The organism is Rhodohalobacter sp. 614A (assembly GCF_021462415.1).
In the GTDB taxonomy this organism is placed as follows: Bacteria; Bacteroidota; Rhodothermia; order Balneolales; family Balneolaceae; genus Rhodohalobacter.
Genome location: NZ_JAKEDS010000001.1, coordinates 2140387 through 2163934, shown reverse-complemented (window position 1 = coordinate 2163934; position 23548 = coordinate 2140387). Strand labels below are relative to the sequence as shown.

Sequence of the window (23548 nt, the reverse complement as noted above, 5' to 3'; positions counted from 1 at the left end):
CCGTGATCTACGTGACCTATCGTACCTATATTCACATGCGGCTTGGTACGTTGAAATGTCTCTTTTGCCATGGTTAATTAGGTTTATGTATTATCCTTGTTGTTCTATTATTTCTTGTGCTTTTGAAGCTGGAACTTCAACATATTCAGCAAACTCCATCGAATAAACTGCGCGTCCCTGCGTGATTGAACGAAGATCTGTTGAATAACCAAACATTTCAGACAATGGTACCTTCGCTTTTACAACAGAACCTTCTGCGTTATTATCCATTTTTTGGATGATTCCGCGGCGTCCGTTCAAATCTCCGATCACATCTCCCATATAATCGTCGGGAGTTGTTATTTCTACCGTCATTACCGGCTCGAGCAATTGTGGAGAGGCTTTCCGTGCAGAATTTCTGAACGCAAGTTTGGCACAAAGCTCAAAACTAAATGCATCAGAGTCAACATCGTGATATGATCCGTCGAATAACCGAACTCCAATATTTTGAACCGGATAATTTGCCTGGATACCGCTCTTCATAGACTCACGGAATCCTTTTTCAACCGAGGGGATGTACTCTCTAGGAATACTACCACCTACAATTTCATTTACAAATTTAAAGCCCTCACTGAGTGTAACTTTTTTGTCGTCATCAGCATATTGGTCGAAATGCTCAATCGGGGCAATTTCAAACTGAATATCGGCAAATTTACCACGACCACCAGTCTGTTTCTTGTAAACTTCCTGATGTTCAACAGGCTTGGTAATGGTCTCGCGATAAGAAACCTGAGGCGCACCTACATTTGCTTCAACTTTAAATTCTCTTTTCAGCCGATCTACAATAATCTCAAGGTGTAATTCACCCATTCCGGCAATCGTAGTCTGACCGGTTTCTTCATCAGTCTTAACCTGGAATGTCGGATCTTCTTCAGCCAGCTTAATCAAACCGGTTGTAAGTTTTTCAGCATCCGCTTTAGACTTCGGCTCAACAGCTAATTTAATAACGGGTTCAGGGAAAGTAATTTTTTCCAGCAGAACAGGATGTTCCTCATCACAGAATGTATCACCTGTACCTACTTTTTTCACACCTACCGCCGCAGCAATATCACCGGCACGAACAACATCAATATCTTTTTTGTCGTTAGCGTGCATCTCGAGCAGCCGGCCAATTCTTTCACGATCTCCTGTTGCCGAGTTAAGGATATAAGATCCTTTCTCAAGCGTCCCGGAGTAAACCCGGAAGAAGGTTAACTTCCCTACGTATGGGTCTGTCATAATTTTGAAAGCCAAGGCAGAAAACGGAGCATTTACATCAGGCTCTCGTTTCATCTTGTTCTCAGGATTTCCCGGCTCATGACCCGTTACAGGCTCAACATCCATCGGACTTGGCAGGTAATCAATCACTTTATCAAGAAGAATCTGAACACCTTTATTTTTCAGCGCCGTACCACAAAGCACAGGAGTGATAGATCGCGCAAGCGTTGCTTTCCGAATGGCTGCATTAATCTCATCTTCAGAAATTTCTTCTTCCATGAGATATTTTTCCATCAGCTCATCATCATGATCAGCAATAGCTTCAAGCATAATCTTGTGATACTCATCAGCTTTTTCTTGCAGATCCTCAGGAATATCAACTACTTCGTATTTGGCACCAAGTGACTCATCGTCCCAAATAATTCCCTGCATATTAATAAGGTCAACAACTCCCTTGAAGTTCTCCTCAGCGCCAATAGGAATTTGAATCGGAATAGGATTCGCATTCAGTTTGTCTTTCATCTGATGAATCACGTTGTAAAAATCAGCACCTGTTCGGTCCATCTTATTCACAAACGCCATTCTTGGCACATTATATTTATTTGCCTGCCGCCAAACTGTTTCGGATTGTGGCTGAACAGCACCTACAGAACAAAAAACACCGATAGCACCATCAAGTACACGAAGCGAACGCTCTACCTCAACGGTAAAGTCCACGTGACCCGGTGTATCAATAATATTAATTCGGTGATTTTTCCAGATACAGTGAGTTGCAGCAGATGTAATCGTAATACCTCTCTCCTGCTCCTGCTCCATCCAGTCCATGGTAGCGGCGCCATCATGCACCTCACCCATTCTGTGACTTCGGCCCGTATAAAATAGAATACGCTCAGTTACAGTTGTCTTACCGGCGTCGATATGAGCCATAATACCGATGTTCCGCGTTCTGCGGATGCGGTCGATAATTTTTGGATCGGTTTTCGTCGTTACTTCAGACATTTCAAAAAAATTTTCGAGTAGTTGTTTGGAAATTTCTTGTTTTAGAACCTGAAATGAGCAAATGCCTTGTTAGCTTCTGCCATTCGGTGTGTTTCATCTTTTTTACGAACTGCGCCGCCTTCATTTTTAGCAGCATCAATCAGTTCGCGGCCCAATCTTGTAGCCATCGACTTATCATTTCGCTGTCTTGAAGCGCGAATAATCCAACGCATACTAAGAGCTGTACCCCTGTCGGTACGAACCTCAACAGGAACCTGATAGGTAGCACCACCTACCCTCCGGCTTCGAACTTCAACAACCGGGGTTGTATTACTTAAAGCAGACTTAAATACTTCGAGTGGTGGCTCGCCGGTTTTCTCTTCAATCATTTCAAAAGCCTGGTATAAAATCTTTCTTGCCACACCTTTCTTACCGTCTCTCATCAGGTTATTGACAAACCGGGTTACCAATTTGTCATGAAAAATGGGATCGGGTTGAATTTCTCTTTTTTCAGCTGTTTTTCTTCGCATAATATATAAGGTTAAAAATCCTTGTTACCCTTTTGGTTTCTTGGTGCCGTAGTGACTTCTTCCTTGCTTTCTGTCATCAACTCCGGCTGTATCCAGCGTACCACGAACAATGTGATACCGAACACCCGGCAAGTCTTTCACACGACCGCCACGAATAAGCACAATACTGTGTTCCTGGAGATTATGACCTTCACCCGGAATGTATGCAGTCACTTCAAGACCGTTGGTTAATCGAACCCTGGCAACTTTACGAAGAGCTGAGTTCGGCTTTTTCGGCGTGGTTGTATAGACACGTGTGCAAACACCGCGTTTTTGCGGGCAGTTTTGCAAAGCAGGAGCAGTTGTTTTACTGGTCTTGCTTTTTCTACCTTTGCGAATAAGTTGTTGTATTGTTGGCACGGATTTACCTTGTTTGTTTTTCGTAAAATCAATAGCTCATAAAGGTAGTAATTTTTTGTCACAGATTGCAAAAAAAATGCGCTAAATTTTTCTATTTATTGCCGTTTCCTTCATATTTGTTTCTGAAGGACATATTGACACCCCTAAATGGTTAAAAAATATATAATACTGATATAGAACAATATATCGATTTGAAGCTACTCGACCTCCATAATTTAAATCAAAAACGTCTGAAGGCTCTTCATCAAAGCGGCATTCAATCTCCGGCGGATTTATTGTACCTGTTTCCCAGAAGATATATCGACAAATCCAATATTCAGCCAATCCGCAATTTATATCAGCATACCGATCCTGTGACGATTGTGGGAAAAGTAAAATCAAAAAATGTGGCCGGTTTCAAAAATAAAAGGAGGCTTGAAGTTCTGATTGAAGATAACTCGGGAGTTTGTAAAGCAGTGTTCTTTAAAGGCTGGAAATACTTTATCAACCTGTTCGAAGAAAATTCATGGGTTTCTTTATACGGCACCGCAAAAAAATATGGGAAATATATGAGCATGGCCCATCCCGAAGTGGAACAACTTGAATCGCTGGATGAAATGAAAATCCCGGATACGTTGATTCCTATTTATCCCTCAAACAAACATTTTTCCAAAGCCTATATCTCCAACAAAATTTTAACGGGATGGATCACAGATATTTTAAAATCAGTTACGTTTGAGGAATTTCTGCCGGATAACGTTATTTCTGAGAATCAATTTCATTTTAGAGGAGAAGCGTTTCAAACTATACATCAGCCAAAAACAAGGAAAGCGGCAAGCCATGCTCTCGAACGATTTAAATTTGAGGAGTTTTTCCTATTTGAGCTGAGCATGATGAAAATTAAACGCCAGCGTATTGAACGTGCACCGGGAATCCAGTTACAGGCCGGGAATCTGACCAAAAAATTCTTTAATGAAATTCTCCCCTTTCAATTAACGGATGGCCAACGAAATTCTCTATCCGATATTAAGAGTGATCTTCAATCCGGAAATCAAATGAATCGCCTGATCCAGGGTGATGTTGGCGCCGGGAAGACGATTGTGGCAATTGGCGCGATACTCATGGCGCTCGACAACGGCTGGCAAACTGCGTTCATGGCCCCCACTGAAATCCTGGCCGAGCAGCATTATTTTACAATCAAAGAGTATCTTGAATCGCTCGGCATCAATTTTCGATTACTCACCGGGAGCCAATCTACATCCCTTCGGAACGATGTTCTTTCTGATATTGCCGGGGGAACGTGCCAGATTGCTGTGGGCACACACGCCATTTTCCAGGAGAAAGTTCAGTTCAATAAACTTGGTCTGGTTGTGATTGATGAACAGCACCGATTTGGAGTTAAGCAGCGAAACGAAATCCTTCAAAAGGGAAATCATCCGCATTTGCTGGTGATGTCTGCCACCCCAATTCCACGATCGTTGGCGATGACCATTTACAGTGATTTGGATATCTCCGTCATCAAAGATTTACCTGCGGGACGAAAACCGGCAAAAACGGCGGTTCGGTCCGACAGCGAACGGGAAGGCGTTTACAATTTCGTCAAACAACAAGTTGAAGAAGGCGATCAGGTGTATGTGATTTTTCCATTGATCGAAGAATCTGAGGCGATGGATCTGAAAGATGCCACCATGGGATTTAAGAAACTCAAAAAGCGTTATCCAGATTTTAACATTGATCTGCTACATGGCCAGATGGATTCCGGCGAAAAAGAATCCAAAATGCGAAAATTTTCTGAAGGAGAAACTCAGATTTTAGTTTCAACCACAGTGATTGAAGTGGGTGTGGATGTACCAAATGCCACGATCATGATGATTGAACATGCCGAACGATTCGGGCTCTCCCAACTTCACCAGCTTCGGGGGCGAATTGGCCGTGGCAAAAAACAGAGTTATTGCATTTTGCTGCCGGATCAAAAACTGACCGACTCAGCCAAATACCGCCTCAAAAAAATGGTAGAAACAACGGATGGATTTGAAATTGCTGAAGCCGATTTAAAACTTCGCGGTCCCGGAGATTTTCTCGGAACCAAACAGAGCGGCCTTCCCGAATTCAAATATGCTGATATTGTTGAAGACAGAATATTGCTGGAAAGTGCAAAAAATTCGGCGCGGTATGTCATTCAATCTGATCCCGAATTGAAATCGTCCAAGCATCAAAAACTTAAAGAAGTATTTGAACCCTATTATAAAGAAAGAGCCGAATTTTTTGGGATTGGGTGAGATCTCCCATCGAAGGGTAACTTATCTGTATTTTTTATTTCTCTTCTGCCCCTGCCATTTCCAGAATTTTTTTGTATTCATGCTCTCTTACGGGTGTAATGGAAACACGATTGAGTCTGAAGAGCTCCATATCATCCAGTTCTTTGACTTCTTTTAGCTCGTCTCGTGTGACGGGCTTCTCAAATTTCTGAACGAATTTAACATCTACCAATTGCCAGGTTGGATCTTCTTCGCTGCTTTTTTTATCGAAATATTTGCTGTCAGGATTAAATTGAAGTGCATCGGGGTAAGGTTCACTACAAACTTCCATAATACCTACAATAACCGGTGGTTTTACATTCGAGTGATAGTACAATACACGATCGCCGATATTCATCTCGTCGCGCATGTAATTTCTGGCAGCATAGTTTCTAACACCGTCCCAGGGCGTTTTTCCGTCCTGTTTTAAATCGTCAATGCTGTACGCTTCGGGCTCGGATTTCATTAGCCAATACTGTCTTTTACTCATGATACAAATTTGTTCTTTGTTTATGATTTACGGCTTAACAACAATCACAAAAAATCGTGCATTCCCACATTTTTATTCCGTACTCATCCGAATGTAATGGGAGTAAAACCGGATTGAATCAAGATAAGAATCTACACTCACCCGTTCATTCGTTCCGTGCATCCGGCTCATATCATCAGCCGCAAGCACCATGGGAGCAAAACGATAGATCTGATCGGACACGGATGAATAGTGCCGGGAATCCGTTGCACCAAAAACAAGATAGGGAGCTACATACACATCCCGTTTTACATCCATAATGGCTTGCTGGAGTGCTTCAAAACCGGAACTGTTCACGTTGGAAATACCTGAGGGCAACACCTGTGTTTCGCCATATCGCTGAATTGTAATCCGTTCATCATCAATTGCCGATCTAACGTGTTCGGTCACTGTTTCAAATGTATCGCCCGGGAGTATTCTGAAATTCACTACGGCCCGTGCTTCATTGGGTAAAACGTTGTCTTTAACACCGGCCCGCAACATAGTAGGAGCTATTGTTGTTTGAATCATCGCAGCGGTAGAGGGATCGGAGAGCAATTGGTTCCGAAAAAAACCATCCGTCAACCATCGGTTTGAATAAACTACTTTAAAACTGAACGGCATTTCGGAAGCAATCGATTCAAACATCTGTTCAACAGCTCCGTCAATGCGAGCGGAAAACTGGTTATTATTCAACTTTGTGATCGCTTCGCTTAAAATTGCTACAGCGTTGTCTTTTGTTGGCCGTGATGAATGACCGCCTGCACTCCGTGCGACCAGTTCGAGTGACAAATATCCTTTCTCAGCAATTCCAACCATGGCTACCGGGCGATCCACCGGCAAAGCTCCATCAATAATGGCTCCTCCCTCATCCAAAACCGAATGGAGAAATACATCATTATCCTGCAGATATCTCGAAACAGTTCTTGCGCCTTCCTCCCCTCCAATCTCTTCATCATGTCCAAAAGCAAAGTAAATGCTTCGTTGCGGCTGATATCCTTCGGCGATCAGATATTCAGCTGTTTCCAGCAAAGCCATTACTGTGAATTTATCGTCCATAGAGCCACGGCCCCAAACGTATCCATCCTCAATTGTTCCTGAAAACGGGGAATGCGTCCAACCGTCTATATCGGTAGAGTCGATGGGTACCACATCATAATGACCCATCAGTAAAATCGGGTCGAGCGATCTGTCTGTTCCTTCCCAATAGTAAAGCGGAGTATAATCGTTGAAAAGAGTATCGTCCATTGTATTATGGACACGCGGGAACGAAACCCTTAAAAAAGTAAGAAAATTATTAAATGCGGCCGAGTCCAACTCTGCGCCTTCATCTCCCGAAATGGTTTGATACTGAATGGCATCGGAAAAACGGCGAATCATTGCATTTTCATCCCATGCTACCTGCGGATTTGCCTGTGGATCTATTTGCGTATCTCCAAGCTGAAAGGTTCTTACAACAACAACCACAAGAAATGTCAGAAATGCACCCAAAAGTACCAATAGAATTTTTTTGCCCATATCGCAGAATAGATAAAATTATGATTAACAGGATGATCCCGAAAATATCAACCGGAAAATGGTAAATCCCTTCGATTTATAAAATCATAAATACGATGAGTCTTTACGACTGTAAATAACCGTATTTTTTCATAAACCAACGGACGGTTTGTCTCAGCATGTTATCAAAATCCTGCGAAGGTTTCCATCCTAATTCTTTCTTGATCTTGGACGCATTCACAGCGTAGCGATAGTCATGGCCAAGGCGATCTGTTACAAAACTGATCAGGTTTCGATAATCGCCATCTGGTCCCTCACCATATTCCTGGTTCAAAATCTGGCAAATATGATTTACCAGTTCCAGGTTCATCCACTCATTATCTCCGCCAATGTTGTACTGCTCGCCGGCTTTCCCCTTAAAGAAAACCGTTGCCAAAGCGTTGCAATGGTCATCCACAAAAAGCCAGTCCCGTACATTATCCCCTTTTCCATACACCGGGATTTCTTCCCCGGCAAGTGCTTTGCGAATCACCGTGGGAATCAGTTTTTCATCGTGCTGGTGCGGACCGTAATTATTTGAACAATTGGTAATCACCGTATTCATTCCAAACGTGTGGTGATACGATCTCACCAAAAAATCGCTGCTGGCTTTGGATGCCGAGTATGGGGAATTTGGAGCATAAGATGTCGTTTCGTTAAAGCTTCCCTCGTCTCCCAAAGTACCGTAAACTTCATCCGTAGAAATGTGCAAAAACCGTCTTGGATTGAGCGTCTTTTCATTCTTCTCCCACAATAAACGGCTCTCTTCCAGAAGGTTAAATGTTCCCACAACATTTGAGTATACAAACGGTTCCGGTCCTTTGATTGAATTGTCAACATGTGATTCTGCAGCGAGATGAATAATCCCGTCCGGATTCCATTTTTGGAAAAAATCGTGAACAGCATCACGGTCTACAATATCCAGCTTTTTGAACCGGTAGCGATCAGACTGCTTGATAGGCTCAAGGTAACTCAAATCTGATGCGTACGTCAGTTTATCGATGTTTACAATTTCAACATCCGGGTAATTTTTGTGCAGGTGGAGAATCATATTTGATCCGATAAATCCTGCTCCGCCTGTTACAATCAACTTCATATTTCTGCCTGTTCTATTCTGCTTTTTTTAGAAAAAATCATCAGGATTTACATCCCGAAGTAATGGTAAATCTTTATCTTTTTCGGAAAGAATTGGGTTTTCCACTTCCCAGTCAATCTGAAGCGCCGGATCATTCCAGAGAACACCTCTTTCCGATGCTTTGTGATAGTATTGGTCGCATTTATAAAGTACGGTTGCCTTCTCGGAAAGTACCGAAAAACCATGAGCAAATCCTGAAGGAACGAGCAACATATTTCTGTTTTCATCATTTAAAATAGCTGAAAAATGCTCCCCAAAAGTAGGCGAATCCTTTCTCATATCAACAGCTACATCCAGAATTTCTCCATACACAGCCATCACCAATTTTGACTGACTTTGAGGATTTTTTTGATAATGCAATCCACGAATGGCTCCTTTCACGGATGAAGAGATATTATCCTGCACAAAGTTATATTCCACACCTTGCTCTTTGAAAATTTCTCTTCGAAAGGATTCCAGAAAATGCCCCCTGTCATCTTTAAAAATCTTTGGCTTGATTAACCAAACATTACGAAGTGATGTACTTTCAAATTCCATATTCTATCTTTGATAAAACCTTTAAATCTTAACTCCGGTTTTCCTCAACTTGTTCCAAAAGTTGTCTCAAACCTTTCTCCCACGCTAATGTATGCAAACCTGTTTTTTCTGCTTTCTGGTTTGAGAGTAATGTAAATCGTGGCCTTTCTGCTACAAACGGATATTCTTCCGATGAAATTCTGGTTAAAGCTACTTTCAGTCCGCTTTGTTTAAAAATCTCTTCTGCAAAATCAGCCCAGCTAATTTTTCCTTTACAACTCAGGTGATAAATACCCGTCTTCTCCAACTTCAAAAGTTGATGGGTTTTCTCCACAACATCAAAAGCGAAGGAAGGGCAGCCGATCTGATCATCAATAACACTTAGCTCATCCCGTTCCGCTCCAAGCCGAAGCATGGTTTTTGCAAAGTTTGAACCGTATCGGCCGCACAACCAGGAAACGCGAATCAGTAACCAATCGCAGCCTGATTCCCTCAAAACCTTCTCGCCGGCTTCTTTCGATTTTCCATAGCTGTTGATTGGATTGGTATCGGCCTCTTCTGGATATCCTTCAGGATAATTGGCACGGTCTTCATCACTCCCGGAAAAGACATAATCGGTACTAAAATGAACCAGTTTTACACCTGTTGATTCACAAATATCTGCCAGATTTTTTACTCCCTTTTCGTTTACCAGAAAAGCTTTTTCCGATTCAGATTCTGCGCCATCCACCTTTGTATAAGCAGCACAGTTTATGAGAACATTGGGCTGAACTTGTGTGATTTTTTCGGCAACAACATTGGGATCGGTAATGTCTAACTCACTGGAATTAAACGCTTCAAATGGCAGTCCTTTTTCTTGTAAAAAATGGACCCACTCACGGCCAAGTTGCCCCGCAGAGCCGGTGACCAAAAACTTCATCATCCGATTAATTTGTGGGCAAGGTTGTTTGCTACCTTGTACGATTCCGGCGTTCCGGCGTCCGTCCACCATCCGTCAAGAATAGAGTATTTCATAGTGCCGTTTTCAATATAGTGGTTATTGACGTCCGTAATTTCAAGCTCGCCGCGTTTCGATGGTTTCAGGTTTTTAATCAAATCAAAAACTTGCGAATCGTACATGTAGATCCCGGTTACGGCATATTCCGATTTTGGATCTTTTGGCTTCTCTTCAATTCCCACAATCCGGTCGCCCTCCAGTTCTGCTACGCCAAATCGTTCGGGATCTTCCACTTTCTGGATAAGAATCTGAGAGCCTGTTCCGTCAAAATTCTCCCTGGCTTTGGAAAGACCCGCTTCAAAAATGTTATCGCCAAGAATAACGGTCATCGGCTCATCACCGCAGAAGTTTTCCGCCAGGCCAAGTGCCTGTGCAATTCCGCCGGCTTCATCCTGAACTTTGTAGGTAAACCTGCAACCGAAATCCTTCCCTGAACCAAGAAGATTTACCACATCTCCCATGTGCTCGGTTCCCGTTACGATGAGAATTTCTTCGATTCCGATTCCGGTTAATTTCTCAATAGGATAGTAGATCATCGGCTTATTACCGACTGGAAGTAAATGTTTGTTCGTGACTTTTGTTAGCGGATATAACCGTGATCCTGTTCCTCCGGCTAAAACAATTCCTTTCATGAAATATTTGTCTCGATTTTAGTGTTGTATTCCGTCTATTTTCTTGATGAAGAATACGGAAAATTTATCGTAAGCAAGAACCGGTTTTTGAAGGTATTTATCAATAAACGCACGCCTCACGATTGAAGCTTTTCGTATTCGGATGTGTGCGCAGGATCGACATCTCTCAATATGTTGTATGCCTGGGTTCGAATGTCGGCATCGGCATCCCGGAAAATAGCCACGATTTCTGTGTACTTGGAGCTGAAGAAAATATCGAAAAGGTAGTTATTGTTGGTCAGCTGTTTGTTTTCCTGTATGAGTTCAAGTGCGGCTAAAACTTCATTTCTTGCCTCCTCCGGCTGCGTGGTAAACTGATCTAACCCCTGCCGGTGATAACGGTAAAACGCCCGTCTGAAATCTTCGTACGCCGGACTGTTGATATCCATAATCAATCCGTACCGATTTCTCTGTGCCCCGATAGATCTCCCCCAGCCTTGCGATCCCGAGTTCTGCCCGAGTTCAAAAACAGATTGGGCTTCGCCATAAAAACTTGTACCGCCAAGTGCTGAGAAACTATCATAATCAAACCCGAGCATGATATACACATAGAAATCCAGAAAACTTGCAAGGTCGTCAAACTGGAGTTCGTCATGAACCAGGTTTTTATTCTGCGGATAATAAAACCGCCAGTTGTTATCACTAAAAAGAAGTGCCAGAGATTCCTGGTTGGTATTGTAAATGGGCCGACGCATTGTAAGAGCAATTTCAGCCGTATAGTTAAAATTGTCGTCAACGCCTGTTAACACAATTTGAAAATTGCAGCGAATGCGTTCATGATCCTGGTAGCGGTCGTTCGTCCATCGATGTCCGTTGATGTAATTTTCAAGATCGGTTTCCAATTCGGACAAATAATCATACGAGGTACCGCTGATCTGACGGTCGTTGATAGTCACCTCACAATCGAATTCCTGTGCCATCGAAACAACCGGCAAAATCATTCCAACAAGTACAAAAATGAAAAAAAATCGCATGTTTTGTTGATGTTTAGCTCCCATATACGGATACTACCAGAGTCAATTTAGATTATTCATATGATACAAAGCTTCAGGATTAAATACCTGATGGCTATTCTGATTTTGGGGATTTGGGGTATAGCGCATCAAGTACATGCACAAAACAGCATGGGTGCCACATCTGTAGCTATGGGTCAAACCGGCGTTGCCATTCCCAATTCCAACTGGTCGTTATTTACCAATCCTGCCCTGATGTCAACGAATGAAAACCGTATTTCTTTTTATGGCTTCCGATATGTGGGCATTGCTGAAATTACAGATATGGCTGCAAATCTCGTCAGCCAAACCCACTGGGGAACTTTAGGAGCCGGGGTTCACCGCTATGGTTTTAACCTTTTCAGTGAAAACCGGTTTCTGCTTGCCTACAAAAACAACCTGGACCGATTCCATTATGGTGCTTCTGTTTCTTACACCCATGTTTATCAAGGTGGTGATTATGGCACGGCAGGAGCAATCGGATTCGATGCAGGGCTGGCGGCTGAAATTACAAATGATCTTTGGTTTGGAGCACGTGCCACCAATCTCAATCAACCTTCTTATGGCGATACCGATGAGGAGCTTCCCCGCGAACTGGCTGCGGGTTTAAGTTATCTGCTTACGCCAGAAGCTCTTGTCACAGCAGAAATTGTGAAAGATGTGATGTTTCCTCTTTCCTTTCGAAGCGGTGTTCAGTTTGAAGTCATTCAATCACTTTTTATTCGGGCCGGTATCACAACCCAGCCGGAAACGTACTCATTTGGTTTTGGATATGAGTCCAACAGATGGGATGTAAATTTTGCACTTCAACAGCATAATCCTCTGGGCTTAAGTCCCGCGCTAGATTTGGCCGTTAAATTTTGATCGGATGCCAAGGTAGGCATCAAACATGATTGATGTGTATTCATAAGTACCTGAAATTAAATTTTCTCAAGATGATGAAAACTTTTTTAATCACATTTCTGGCAATTACTTTTATTTCTTGCAATACAACGGACAGCGGAAGACCCTATAAGTCAGATATCAAAATCTTTGCAGAAGATCCATTTATTACCGGTAAAATTACCCATATTGGACACAAGAATACTGGACAGGATTCATACCTGGAAATTCTTATCGAAGAGAATCCATCCGTTCAGGAACCTCTTCAATCCGGAGGTAAGAAAATCAGTCTTACACTAACCCAAACCACCGAGATCTTTAGCCTGAAACAAAACGGAAATGTCTATTATTATCCCAAAGAGGATTTAAAAGTGGGTCAGATCGCAAGTGGCTGGTTAATAAATGGCATTGTTTTAGATTCTTATCCACAGCAAGGTGGTGCAAAACGAATCCTTGTTTTTAAAAAGTAGATCTTCCGTGCTACTTGTCACAGGTATAATCTTTTTAATTTCTTTGTGTCTCTTTATTTGGGGTAAGTAATTGATTCATTGAGAATAAATATCATGATCTGGATGACCTACATGAGGTAGCATCTAAGAAAGTCATCAGATTTTAGACTTTTGATTTTATATATTCACGGAGAGACTATTTTCGGGATATCCTTTTAAACATCGTTGGCAATTCATCTTGCTGTCTTAATTCGCTTTCAATGAGAGACATGATCAGCAAAAAAATATTCACTCGAGAAGTTCTTTTTCCGGTACTGATTGGCTTTGTTTGCCTTGTTATATCCGGAATTCTTTTTCCCAGGCAATTATTTGCTCAGGAAGCCGATACAGTTCGAACCCAAATAGAACGTGATCTGGAACGAGCCATTGAAGAGATCGATCCGGAAGAATCTGATCTGGATATGGAAGAACTCGTCGACTTTTTGGAAAACCTTGCTACGAATCCAATCAACATCAATCGTGCATCCGTGGATGACCTGATGCAGATTCCCGGGCTCAACTTTCGTCTTGCCCAAAGTATTGTTCAGTATCGATCCAATATTGCTCCCTTCTCATCTGTTGACGATTTGGTTGATGTAGACGGATTAGGAACGGCTACCCTCAGCAGAATTCGACCATATATTACAGCCGGTACCGGATTGGAATTGAGCAGGGACTTATACTTGAATCCAAATTATTGGACAAATAACGGCCGGTTTGAAGGTTATTCCCGGTATCAACAAACCATCCAGGAACAGGAGGGCTATCTTCGTCCGGATTCGCTCGGCGGATTTCTCGGAAGCCCAGCCAAATACTACCAGCGATTTCGATATACCAGCAACCATCTTTCACTAAATATCACCCAAGACAAAGATCCCGGAGAAACCTTAAACGGGCCAACGGATTTTGATTATACATCGTGGCATATCGGTGTAAATGACGTTGGTAATTTGCAGAATTTGGTTATTGGTGATTACAGTATTTCCTTCGGCCAGGGATTGTTATTATGGAGCGGCGGCGCCTTTGGCAAAGGCCGGGATGTAACCAACGGCGTTTCCAAAAATGAGCGTGGAATCCGGCCATTTACTTCTGCCCAGGAAGCGATTGGATTTCGTGGAGTTGCCGCCACATATGGAGAAAATATTCAGGTCACCGGCTTCTATTCCAATCGCAACAGAACGGCCAGTGTGATTGAAGAGAATGTCGTGAATTTTCCCACGGTAACCGGATATCACCGCACAACAAATGAAATAAACCGACGAAATAATCTTGGCCAGGAGACTTTCGGCGGAAGAATCCGGGCACAGGTTCCCATTGGATTTTTGGGAGTTTCTGCATTTCACAACCGGTTTGATCAGACGATTGAAGCCGGAACTCAACCCTACCAGATGTATGATTTTTCAGGAAAAAAGCTTTCGGGATATTCGGCTGATTACCGGTTCTTGATTCAATCTGTTATCCTGTTCGGAGAATTTGCCTATACCGATAACGGTGGTTACGGATTGCTATCCGGAGCGGACTTCGAAGTTGGGAACCGAACCAACCTCGCTCTTTCCTACCGTTATTACGACAAAAAACTTCAATCTATTTTTGGCGCCGGTTTTGGTGAGCAATCCGGTACTCCTGAAAATGAAGAAGGATTTTACATTGGAATAGAACATGAACTGACGGACCAAATTCAACTCGCGGGTTATTTCGATCAATTTCGGTTTCCCGCTCCGAGATTTTTGCAAAGTCAGCCAACCTCCGGATATGATTGGCTCGGGATGATTGAGTACACACCCAATCCTGATCTAAACATGTATTTGTTATTCCGATCCAAAACAAGAGAAGAAGAGTATACCACCACGGATGAATTTGGCCGGGAAGTGCGGCTGCTGGATGATGATCTCCGAAGTACCGTTCGCTTCCAGGCGGAGTATAAAGTTCACCCAAAAATACGGTTGCGAACCCGGTTTGATTTAGCAAAAGCCCAGCCTCCAAACAGCGACACAAGCTGGGGGTATTTGGTTTTCCAGGACATCCGGTATTACGCTGGCGAGAAATTACAGATTGATGTCCGTGTTACCATGTTTGATACGGATGATTATGATTCCCGGGTTTACCAGTTTGAAAATGATCTGCTGTACGTCCTATCCAACAGTATGCTTTTTGACCAGGGTCAGCGAATGTATATTCTCTTCAACTATGAACCGACCGAGTGGCTTGAGCTATGGATGAAGCTCTCTACCACGATTTATGAAGACAGAAACATCATCAGCAGCGGTTTGAATGAGATCAAAGGAAATCGACGAAGTGATGTTGGAATCCAGGCGAGGGTGAGGTTTTGAAATCATTCTCAGACAAATATTCTTTTTAAAGAGAGTCGTTTTGTTGCTATTACACGACTTTCATATTAGAAACCATGTCGTGTAACATGCAAGAAATCGGGGTTTATTTGCTATTATGAAACGAATAAAATATTCTGCGACATAAAAGGTGACAAGTGACTTGTCGTGGAATTATATGTTATAGGGCCTAAGTAAAACTAACTAATAAGTCAGAATGTTAGACCAGTCATTTTCAGCAAAAAACTTCAGAACCATTCTAGATATAGAAAATCGGAAAGGTGTTCATTTAGAGGACAAGCTGTCAATGACTAAAGTTAGAAAAATAAACGAATCAATTAGAGACTGTAATAAAGACATTAGAGATGCTAAAAAGGGGAAAATATCTCTAGATGTAAACAAGCTGTATGAGAAGAAGAAATCTCTACGTAAAAAGAAAGAGTTGGAACTTGAAGCTGAACTTGAAAATATTAGCAAACAAGTAACGACAAAAGGGTTTAGAATTCAATTGAACAAAGTCACAATCCCATCAAAAAAACCTCTTTACGTAACTAAAAACTCTCCCAAGTTTTATTTCGCTCTAAAACAGTTGCAAAGAAATATATCTAAGTTATATGGTGTTAAGCAGTCAAACAGATTTAATATCATAAGCCAACTTAAAATCATACTAGATGATAAATTTCCAAAATTTGTTATTAAAACGGATTTAAAGAATTTCTACGAAAGTATACCTCATGATCGGTTATTAAGAATAATCAATGAAGACAATCTTTTAACTCCTTTTTCACGAAACCTTTTAATAAACTTATTAAATGAGTATAAAAGATTATCAGGGAATGTTAAGGGGATTCCTCGAGGTATTGGTGTAAGTGCATATTTAGCTGAACTATATATGCGAGATATAGATGAAGAGATTAAAAATTTAAGTGGTGTTTCTTACTATTCAAGATTTGTGGATGATATTGTAATCGTATTTACTCCAACTCCTACTGAGATTAGTAGAGAGTACTTAAAAGAGGTAAGAAATATTGTTGAATCACAGAAGTATAATTTGAAATTGAGTCCCAGTTCTGAAAAGACTGATACTTTTGATCTGAGATATTCAAAAGCAGATTGCGAAATGGAATATTTAGGGTATAAAATTAGATTTGGAGAGAATGAATTAAGAACTTATTTGACTGACAAAAAAATCGAAAAATATAAGAGTAGATTAAAATTAGCCTTTGATCATTATAAAAACCTAAGCAAGGTAGATGAGAAAAATGCACGTAAGATTCTTGTCAAAAGAATTAGATATATAACAGGTAATACAAAGCTCTCAAACAACAAAAAGAACATTTTAGTTGGTATATACTATTCAAATAGTCAGCTAACCGAACTCGATGGTCTTGAGCGTCTTGACCTTAGCCTAAATGCTCATATTAGGTCAAAAGTCAAGAACAATAGAGCAATTAAGAGATTGAGCAAGTACAGTTTTAAAAAAGGGTTTTTAAATAAAAGATTCTCACCATTTACACCTAAGGATTTAAAAGAAATCAAATCTATCTGGTAGGCATATGGCTAAGAAGAAAAAACAAATAAGAAATAAAAAAGAAAGAGTTCTACTATCTGATATTCTTCCATATGAAGTGCCTGTTACTTTTAGTAATAAATCCTTTTATGATTTTCTAATTGACAATGATATTGAACTAAAAAATAACACAATAACATGGTCTGGAGATAATCCTGCATTAAAGTGGATTATAAAATTAATATTTGGTCTTACTGATGAGAATAAAATCAAGAATGAAGCTGATAACAAGATTGAAATTTCACATCAAGCTATAACAACTCAACCTTTTGGCTTCAAAATATCGCATAAAAACATTGATTTTCGAGAGCTGACTGTTATACACCCAATAAATCAACTCTCGTTGATTACTTTTTATGAAAAGTACAAAGCATTAATCCTTTATTATTCTGGTATCAGTAAATTTTCTTTAAGAAAACCATTTAAAATTGCAAAATTTACTTACCACAAAGATAAGACTCACTTTGAGAACCTTGCTCATGACCATGAACATAAAACTGTAGAAGAATTTAATAAGGAGTATGAAAATCTGAAGACCTTTTTTGTTTACAAAAGCATAAGTAATATTTACAAGTTCTACGAATCATACAGATATCAAAGGTGCGAGAAAAAGTATGATTATATGTTCAAGTTTGATATTTCTAAATGCTTTGATAGTATTTACACCCATTCGATTTCTTGGGCCTTGTTAAATAACGAGATGGTTAAAGATCAAATTAGTAAGGATAAAAAAAACAAATCATTCTCTGATGCATTCGACAAATTTATAAGAAGTGCAAACTACGGTGAGACAAATGGAATTGTAATTGGACCAGAGTTTTCAAGAATTTTTGCTGAATTAATTTTACAGCAAATTGACAAGACGGTTCTAAACAACCTAAAAGATAATGATCCATCCCTATACCATAAAAGAGATTTTGAGGTATTCAGATATGTTGACGATTATTTCGTCTTTTACAACAATGAGGCAGATAAAGATAAAATTTTAAAAGAATTTAGACTAGAGCTAAAAAACTATAAGCTGTATATCAATGATGAAAAAACAAGCAATTTCGAAAAGCCTATTATTACAGGAATTACGAGAGCAAAATTAAAAATTACTGATTTACTTAATGAGAATTTGACTTTCAAGGTAAGCACAGATGTAAATGAAGAAAATGAAAAAGAAAAAAAGTATTCATTCTATGTCAGTTCAAACAGATTAATTACTCGATTCAAAAGCATCATTAAAGAAACTGACATTACTTATAATAATATTCTTAATTACACTTTGGCATGTGTGGACAGAAAGGTTCAAAAATTAATTAAAATCTACAGTGGCATAAATGATAAAACAGCTTATGAACAAAAAGTTCTTAAATCATTTATTGAGGTTCTAGATTTTACATTTTTCTTATACACCGTTACACCAAGAGTTAACACAACAATAAAGCTCTGCCTGATACTTAGTAAAGTTATAAAATTCACAAAGATTAAAGGTAATTTTAATGTCGATAATAGGCATCTAATATTTAAGAAAATATATGATGAAATATTTCTGGTCTTAAATAAATATCAAAATACAGAGCATACACAGCTTGAAACTCTTTATTTGCTAATTACTTTGAAAGAACTTGGCAGTGATTATAGAATTAATGAAAATCTTTTATCTCAATATTTTGGCATAGACATAAAAGAAAAAGTTACTAATAGGGATTTAAATTACTTTTCTATCACTGTTCTACTATTTTATATTGAAAACAAGAAGCGTTATAGACCAATAAAACTTATTCTTAGAAAACACATCTTGTCGAAATTTAAAAAAGTTAGTTTTGAAAATAGGGGTAAATCAAGTGAATTAACTCTCATGCTTCTTGACTTAATTTCATGTCCCTTTTTAGAACGAAATTTTAAAAATGAACTCTTCAATCTGTACGGTTTGACAGGCCAAGATGGTCTCTTGCGATCAGCAATAATTAACTATAAAAAGAATTGGTTTACTAAATGGACTGGCTTTGATTTTGGAAAAGCACTGGAAGCAAAGAAAAGTGAAGAGGTTTATTAATATTTTGCGCTCCGTCTAGCATAATAATCACACACAAGCGCATGCTTTTGTCTCATATACATTGAGATAAAAGCCACGAAGCAGCCGGGACGGGCTGCTTTTTTTATATCATAGTCCGGCCCTATAACAACGGTTTCAACGCGGACTTGGCCGCTGTTTGTCAGTTTCAAAATTGGTTGGCTAAAAGAAATTTCGAGATTTAATTACATTACTGACCAAAAAGGCCAAGCCGGTTAAACCGCAGGCCGTTACGTAACCCACCCTTCACTTGTTCCCAATAAGGGAACTTTCTATATTCTTCTATGCGAGTATTTGCCCGAAAAACATTACGTGAGTTTTGGATTCATCATTCGGATAGTGAAAGTGCTTTAAAGGCGTGGTTTTCTGAAGCGGAAAACTCCCAATGGAAATCCCCTTCTGATATAAAGAGAACCTATCCACATGCCGGTATTCTTTCTGACAATCGAGTGGTATTCAATATCAAGGGCAATAATTATCGGTTAGAAGTCAAAATTAATTATGATTACGGGCAAGTATTCATCCGTTTTGTAGGTACTCATGCTGAATACGACAAAATTGATGCAACGACAATTTAAAACGGATATTAATCATGTATATTCAACCCATACATACCGAAGAAGATTATCAAAAAGCATTAGAGCGTATCGAAGAAATCTTTGATGCAAAACCCAGAAGTAAAGAAGGAGATGAACTGGAAATTCTTGGCATTTTGGTAGATGAATACGAGAAAAAAAGCTTCCCAATTGAAGCACCAAAACCGGTTGAAGCCATTCAATTTCGTATGGAACAATTGGGAATGGAACAAAAAGATTTGGCTAAAATATTAGGCTCGAAATCCCGGGCCAGTGAAATACTCTCGGGCAAACGCTCGCTTTCTCTTCGTCAAATTAAACTGCTGTATAAAAAGCTGGGGATTCCTGCCGAAGTTTTAATCCAAGACGCAGAACCTGTGTCATGAGTAGAAAAAATCAAGATCATCACCATCCCAAACCAATTGTAATGGCGGCACCTCCAAAAGCTTTGTCTTCCTCATGCCTGGATCTGAGTCCCGCTTGTATTTCAAAACCAAGCTTGAAATATTTTGAGATACGCGGCTCAAGCCCAATGGCAATTCCGCTATTATGAAGACCGCTTCCCTGCATCAAAGAAAAACCTCCGGCGTATGGATTCATATTTCCCCTCTCCAAATCTTCTTGCTTGCTAAGATAGTACAAAACTCTTCCGCCGAGGGCAGCTTCTGCTCCCCATCCATTCGGAGTATCCCAAAACCACCCCAGCGTGGGAACAATTTTTAACTGATCTCCTGCCCAAAGTACTGGCAAACCAACTTGCCCGCCATAAGTTGAGATTCCCGTTTCCACTCCGCCTATTCTAAATGAATTATTGAGGAATATCTCAAGTAGCCAGTCATCCGGCGGATCTTGAACCCGGGGATCCGGAAAAGGTTGAGGATAGTCTTGAGCATATAAATTTGCTCCAAGCATAATTGTTAAAGCAAATAGCAGATACAAAAAGCGGGCAATCTTCATAACGAAACTTATTTTTACTCGATGAATAATTTTAAATACCAAAACCAGACCTCTATACTTATGTAAATAAATCAAAATGAAGCTTTTTGGCAACTGAGAAGATGTAGGAAGGCACAAAAAAAGGCCATTCCGAGTTCAACTCAAAATGGCCTTTAGCAAATACGATGTAAGGTCGAATATTTATTTATCCGTCAAAACAGCAACACCCGGAAGCTCTTTTCCTTCGAGATATTCGAGGCTTGCTCCCCCACCGGTTGAAACGTGGGAAACTTCATCTTCAAGTCCCGCCACCTTAATCGCGGATGCAGAATCTCCCCCGCCAATAATAGTGGTTGCGCCTTGTTTGGTTGCTTCAGCCAGAGCTTTGGCAACTTCGATCGTTCCATCCGCAAAGTTCGACATTTCGAAAACGCCCATGGGTCCGTTCCACACAACCGTTTTTGCATTTTTGATGGTGTTTCCAAATGCAATTGTTGTTTCAGGACCGATGTCTAATGCCATCCAGCCGTCTTCAATTCCGTCTTCGCCAACTACTTTATGTTCGGCATCATTTTTAAACTCTTTGGCTACAACGGAATCAACCGGGAGCATCACGTTGGCGCCGGTTTCTTCGGCTTTTTCAAGCAGCTCTTTTGCCAAATCAATTTTATCCTCTTCAACGAGAGAGTTTCCAATCGGTAGTCCCTTGGCTTTGTAGAAGGTATACGTCATACCGCCGCCAATCAGGATGTTGTCTACTTTCCCAAGCAGGTTTTCTATCACACCGATTTTGTCGGAAACTTTTGCTCCGCCAAGAATCGCTACAAACGGACGTTCGGGGTTATTTACACTTTCCTCGAGGTATTTTATCTCTTTCTCAAGCAGAAATCCTGAAACGGCCGGCTGCAAATAATCCGTTACGCCTGCTACAGAAGCATGTGCCCTGTGGCTGCTTCCAAACGCATCGTTCACAAAAAGATCGGCGCCTTTGGCAAGTTTTTCAGCAAAGCCGGAATCGTTCTTTTTCTCTTCGGCATAGAATCGCACATTTTCGAGCAATACGATTTCTCCGGGTTTGGCTTCGTTTACTACTTTTTCCCGTTCTTCGCCAATACAATCACTTGCAAAATGTACGGGTACATCAACCAAAGTCTTGAGATGTTCGGCAACCGGTTTCAAACTAAATTCAGGATCGGGCGCATCCGCTGGCCGGCCAAGGTGACTCGTCAAAATCAATTTTGCTCCTGCATCGGTTACAAAATTGATGGATTTCAACGCCTGCACCATTCGGTTATCGTCAGATATTACTCCCTCTTTAATCGGCACGTTGAAATCAACTCTCATTAATACTGTTTTCCCTTTCAGGTCAACATCTTTCAGTGTTAGTTTAGCCATTATGATAGTTGTTTAAATTGATGTTCAATTTCTTTTAAAAATACAGGTTTAAATGCTCGAAAAGAAAGTTTCCTTCCACTTTTTTAGCACTTAACAAAAAAATATTGTTGACCATTTTTTCGTAATTCTTATCCCTAATCGGTTACTATATGAATGTAGCAAACTTAACATGATGGATTTTGCTCTGACCTTCATCCGATGACTCTCTTAAACTGATAAAATTATGGGGGGAACCGATGAATGGGGAGTCTCACAGTCACCATAATCAGAAGATATTTTAACCTGTATTTGAGAATCATTTTGGATATTTTGTGAATTGAAAAGCTAAGCCAACAAAAAAGGGATGAATTCTATTTATTTTGACCATGCTGCAACAACACCTCTTGATGAAAGAGTGCTTGAAGCCATGATGCCGTATCTGACCGAAAGTTACGGAAACGCCAATTCTGCCCACCAACTGGGGCGAACCTCAAAAGTAGCGATTGAAGATGCCCGGGAAAACATCGCCAAAATGCTTGGTGCCGAGCCGTCTGAAATTATCTTTACCAGCGGAGGCACGGAAAGTGACAATGCAATTATAAAGGGCGTTGTAGCCGGAACCGGAAAAAAGGAGATTATCACTTCACCGATTGAGCACCATGCAGTACTTCACCCGGCGGAATCACTTGAACCTCATGGAATTACGGTAACTTATCTGCAACCAAATGAGGAAGGAATAATAACGGCCCAACAGGTTGAGGAAGCCATTTCTGAAGAGACGGCGATTGTCAGCCTGATGCATGTGAATAATGAGGTTGGGGCTATCAATCCCATTAAGGAGATTGCAGACGTTTGCAGGGAAAAAAATGTGATTTTCCATTCAGATACTGTACAAAGTATTGGCAAGATTCCCATTAATGTGAAAGAAATCGGCCTTCACGCCTTGAGTGTAAGTGCTCACAAAATCTATGGCCCGAAAGGAATTGGTGTTCTTTACGTAAAAAACGGTACGCCATGGGAGCCCTGGCTGCAAGGCGGATCGCAAGAGAGAAAAAGACGTGGCGGAACTTCGAACGTTCCCGGAATTGTAGGCCTTGCGAAAGCAATGGAACTTGCCATTGAGGAGATGGATACAAATACAAAACACTTCCAGAATTTACGGGAATCTGCCATTGAAAAGCTGGAAGAACAATTTGGAGATCGCTTTTATGTTAATGGTCCCCGTTCGAACGCCGCTCCCCATATTCTGAATATTGCCTTCCTCTCGCCAGACGGAAGAGGTCTTGACGGGGAAATGCTCTTGCTGAACCTGGATATTGAGGGGATTTGTGTATCCAACGGCTCGGCATGCACATCCGGGGCGATGGAACCCTCTCACGTATTGAGCGGAATCGGGTTAAGCCAGAATCGTGCTAATTCAAGTATTCGCATCAGCTTTGGGAAGCACAATACCATACAAGAAATTGAAACCCTGTCAGAAAAGCTCGAAAATATTCTGGATAGAATGCTGGCTATCGCCGGTTGATTTGGCTATCATCGGAAAATGTTGGCAATGAGAGA

21 protein-coding genes are annotated in these 23548 nt (G+C 40.7%); 9 read left to right on the top strand and 12 right to left on the bottom strand.

Annotated elements, in window-relative coordinates; translation table 11 throughout:
- Window positions 1–90: 90 nt before the first annotated feature.
- From fusA to rpsL, 3 genes are read right to left on the bottom strand one after another with little or no spacing between them, the layout of a single operon-like run.
- Window positions 91–2235, bottom strand: a complete 2145-nt coding sequence (gene fusA / locus L0B18_RS08915) for an elongation factor G (RefSeq protein WP_234571401.1) — start codon at window positions 2233–2235, stop codon at window positions 91–93.
- A gap of 41 nt (window positions 2236–2276) precedes the next feature.
- A complete protein-coding gene (gene rpsG, locus L0B18_RS08910; RefSeq protein ID WP_370647538.1) occupies window positions 2277–2747 on the bottom strand; it encodes a 30S ribosomal protein S7 in 471 nt (156 codons plus the stop codon).
- A gap of 21 nt (window positions 2748–2768) precedes the next feature.
- Window positions 2769–3143, bottom strand: coding sequence for a 30S ribosomal protein S12 (gene rpsL / locus L0B18_RS08905; RefSeq protein ID WP_234571399.1), 375 nt, complete (start codon window positions 3141–3143; stop codon window positions 2769–2771).
- Between the two features lie 191 nt (window positions 3144–3334).
- Here rpsL and recG point away from each other — a divergent pair, with 191 nt between their 5' ends.
- Window positions 3335–5401, top strand: coding sequence for an ATP-dependent DNA helicase RecG (recG, locus tag L0B18_RS08900; RefSeq protein WP_234571398.1), 2067 nt, complete (start codon window positions 3335–3337; stop codon window positions 5399–5401).
- A 34-nt stretch (window positions 5402–5435) separates the two neighbouring features.
- On the opposite strand, the gene L0B18_RS08895 is transcribed toward recG, so the two are convergent.
- The 7 genes from L0B18_RS08895 to L0B18_RS08865 form a co-directional block, all read right to left on the bottom strand.
- A complete protein-coding gene (locus tag L0B18_RS08895) occupies window positions 5436–5909 on the bottom strand; it encodes an EVE domain-containing protein (protein ID WP_234571397.1) in 474 nt (157 codons plus the stop codon).
- Between the two features lie 72 nt (window positions 5910–5981).
- The gene (locus L0B18_RS08890) at window positions 5982–7445 is read right to left on the bottom strand and encodes a M20 family peptidase (protein WP_234571396.1); all 1464 of its coding nucleotides are present in this window, start codon (window positions 7443–7445) and stop codon (window positions 5982–5984) included.
- 103 nt (window positions 7446–7548) lie between these two features.
- Window positions 7549–8559, bottom strand: coding sequence for a dTDP-glucose 4,6-dehydratase (rfbB, locus tag L0B18_RS08885; RefSeq protein ID WP_234571395.1), 1011 nt, complete (start codon window positions 8557–8559; stop codon window positions 7549–7551).
- Window positions 8560–8586: 27 nt separating this feature from the next.
- Window positions 8587–9135: a dTDP-4-dehydrorhamnose 3,5-epimerase gene (gene rfbC / locus L0B18_RS08880; protein ID WP_234571394.1), complete on the bottom strand. Its 549-nt coding sequence runs from the start codon at window positions 9133–9135 to the stop codon at window positions 8587–8589.
- 28 nt (window positions 9136–9163) lie between these two features.
- On the bottom strand, window positions 9164–10036 hold the full coding sequence (rfbD, locus tag L0B18_RS08875) for a dTDP-4-dehydrorhamnose reductase (RefSeq protein WP_234571393.1): 873 nt from the start codon (window positions 10034–10036) through the stop codon (window positions 9164–9166).
- Window positions 10033–10743: a sugar phosphate nucleotidyltransferase gene (locus tag L0B18_RS08870; protein ID WP_234571392.1), complete on the bottom strand. Its 711-nt coding sequence runs from the start codon at window positions 10741–10743 to the stop codon at window positions 10033–10035. The genes rfbD and L0B18_RS08870 overlap by 4 nt, the downstream gene beginning before the upstream one ends.
- 116 nt (window positions 10744–10859) lie before the next feature.
- Complete coding sequence (locus L0B18_RS08865; RefSeq protein ID WP_234571391.1) at window positions 10860–11756, bottom strand: DUF4835 family protein; 897 nt, start codon at window positions 11754–11756, stop codon at window positions 10860–10862.
- Between the two features lie 60 nt (window positions 11757–11816).
- Between L0B18_RS08865 and L0B18_RS08860 the strand changes: the two genes are divergently transcribed.
- The 7 genes from L0B18_RS08860 (at window position 11817) to L0B18_RS08830 (ending at window position 20064) form a co-directional block, all read left to right on the top strand.
- Window positions 11817–12638 carry a hypothetical protein gene (locus tag L0B18_RS08860; RefSeq protein WP_234571390.1) on the top strand — a complete coding sequence of 274 codons (822 nt, stop codon included), beginning with the start codon at window positions 11817–11819 and terminating at the stop codon, window positions 12636–12638.
- 71 nt (window positions 12639–12709) lie between these two features.
- Window positions 12710–13126, top strand: a complete 417-nt coding sequence (locus L0B18_RS08855) for a YobA family protein (RefSeq protein WP_234571389.1) — start codon at window positions 12710–12712, stop codon at window positions 13124–13126.
- A gap of 239 nt (window positions 13127–13365) precedes the next feature.
- Window positions 13366–15474 carry a ComEA family DNA-binding protein gene (locus L0B18_RS08850; protein WP_234571388.1) on the top strand — a complete coding sequence of 703 codons (2109 nt, stop codon included), beginning with the start codon at window positions 13366–13368 and terminating at the stop codon, window positions 15472–15474.
- A 214-nt stretch (window positions 15475–15688) separates the two neighbouring features.
- Window positions 15689–17023, top strand: a complete 1335-nt coding sequence (drt3a, locus tag L0B18_RS08845) for an antiviral reverse transcriptase Drt3a (RefSeq protein ID WP_234571387.1) — start codon at window positions 15689–15691, stop codon at window positions 17021–17023.
- 4 nt (window positions 17024–17027) lie between these two features.
- Entirely contained in the window at window positions 17028–19085 is a 2058-nt protein-coding gene (drt3b, locus tag L0B18_RS08840; RefSeq protein ID WP_234571386.1) for an antiviral reverse transcriptase Drt3b, read from the top strand.
- Window positions 19086–19387: 302 nt separating this feature from the next.
- Window positions 19388–19681, top strand: coding sequence for a type II toxin-antitoxin system HigB family toxin (locus tag L0B18_RS08835; protein ID WP_234571385.1), 294 nt, complete (start codon window positions 19388–19390; stop codon window positions 19679–19681).
- Between the two features lie 14 nt (window positions 19682–19695).
- A complete protein-coding gene (locus L0B18_RS08830) occupies window positions 19696–20064 on the top strand; it encodes a helix-turn-helix domain-containing protein (RefSeq protein WP_234571384.1) in 369 nt (122 codons plus the stop codon).
- Between the two features lie 19 nt (window positions 20065–20083).
- Here the strand turns inward: L0B18_RS08830 and L0B18_RS08825 are convergent, their stop codons facing one another.
- Together L0B18_RS08825 and L0B18_RS08820 are read right to left on the bottom strand one after the other, a co-directional pair.
- Complete coding sequence (locus L0B18_RS08825) at window positions 20084–20635, bottom strand: hypothetical protein (protein WP_234571383.1); 552 nt, start codon at window positions 20633–20635, stop codon at window positions 20084–20086.
- Window positions 20636–20815: 180 nt separating this feature from the next.
- Window positions 20816–22009, bottom strand: coding sequence for a phosphoglycerate kinase (locus L0B18_RS08820; protein ID WP_234571382.1), 1194 nt, complete (start codon window positions 22007–22009; stop codon window positions 20816–20818).
- Between the two features lie 343 nt (window positions 22010–22352).
- Between L0B18_RS08820 and L0B18_RS08815 the strand changes: the two genes are divergently transcribed.
- Window positions 22353–23513 (top strand): cysteine desulfurase family protein, encoded by a 1161-nt coding sequence (locus L0B18_RS08815; protein ID WP_234571381.1) that lies wholly within the window; start codon window positions 22353–22355, stop codon window positions 23511–23513.
- Window positions 23514–23548 lie beyond the last annotated feature (35 nt).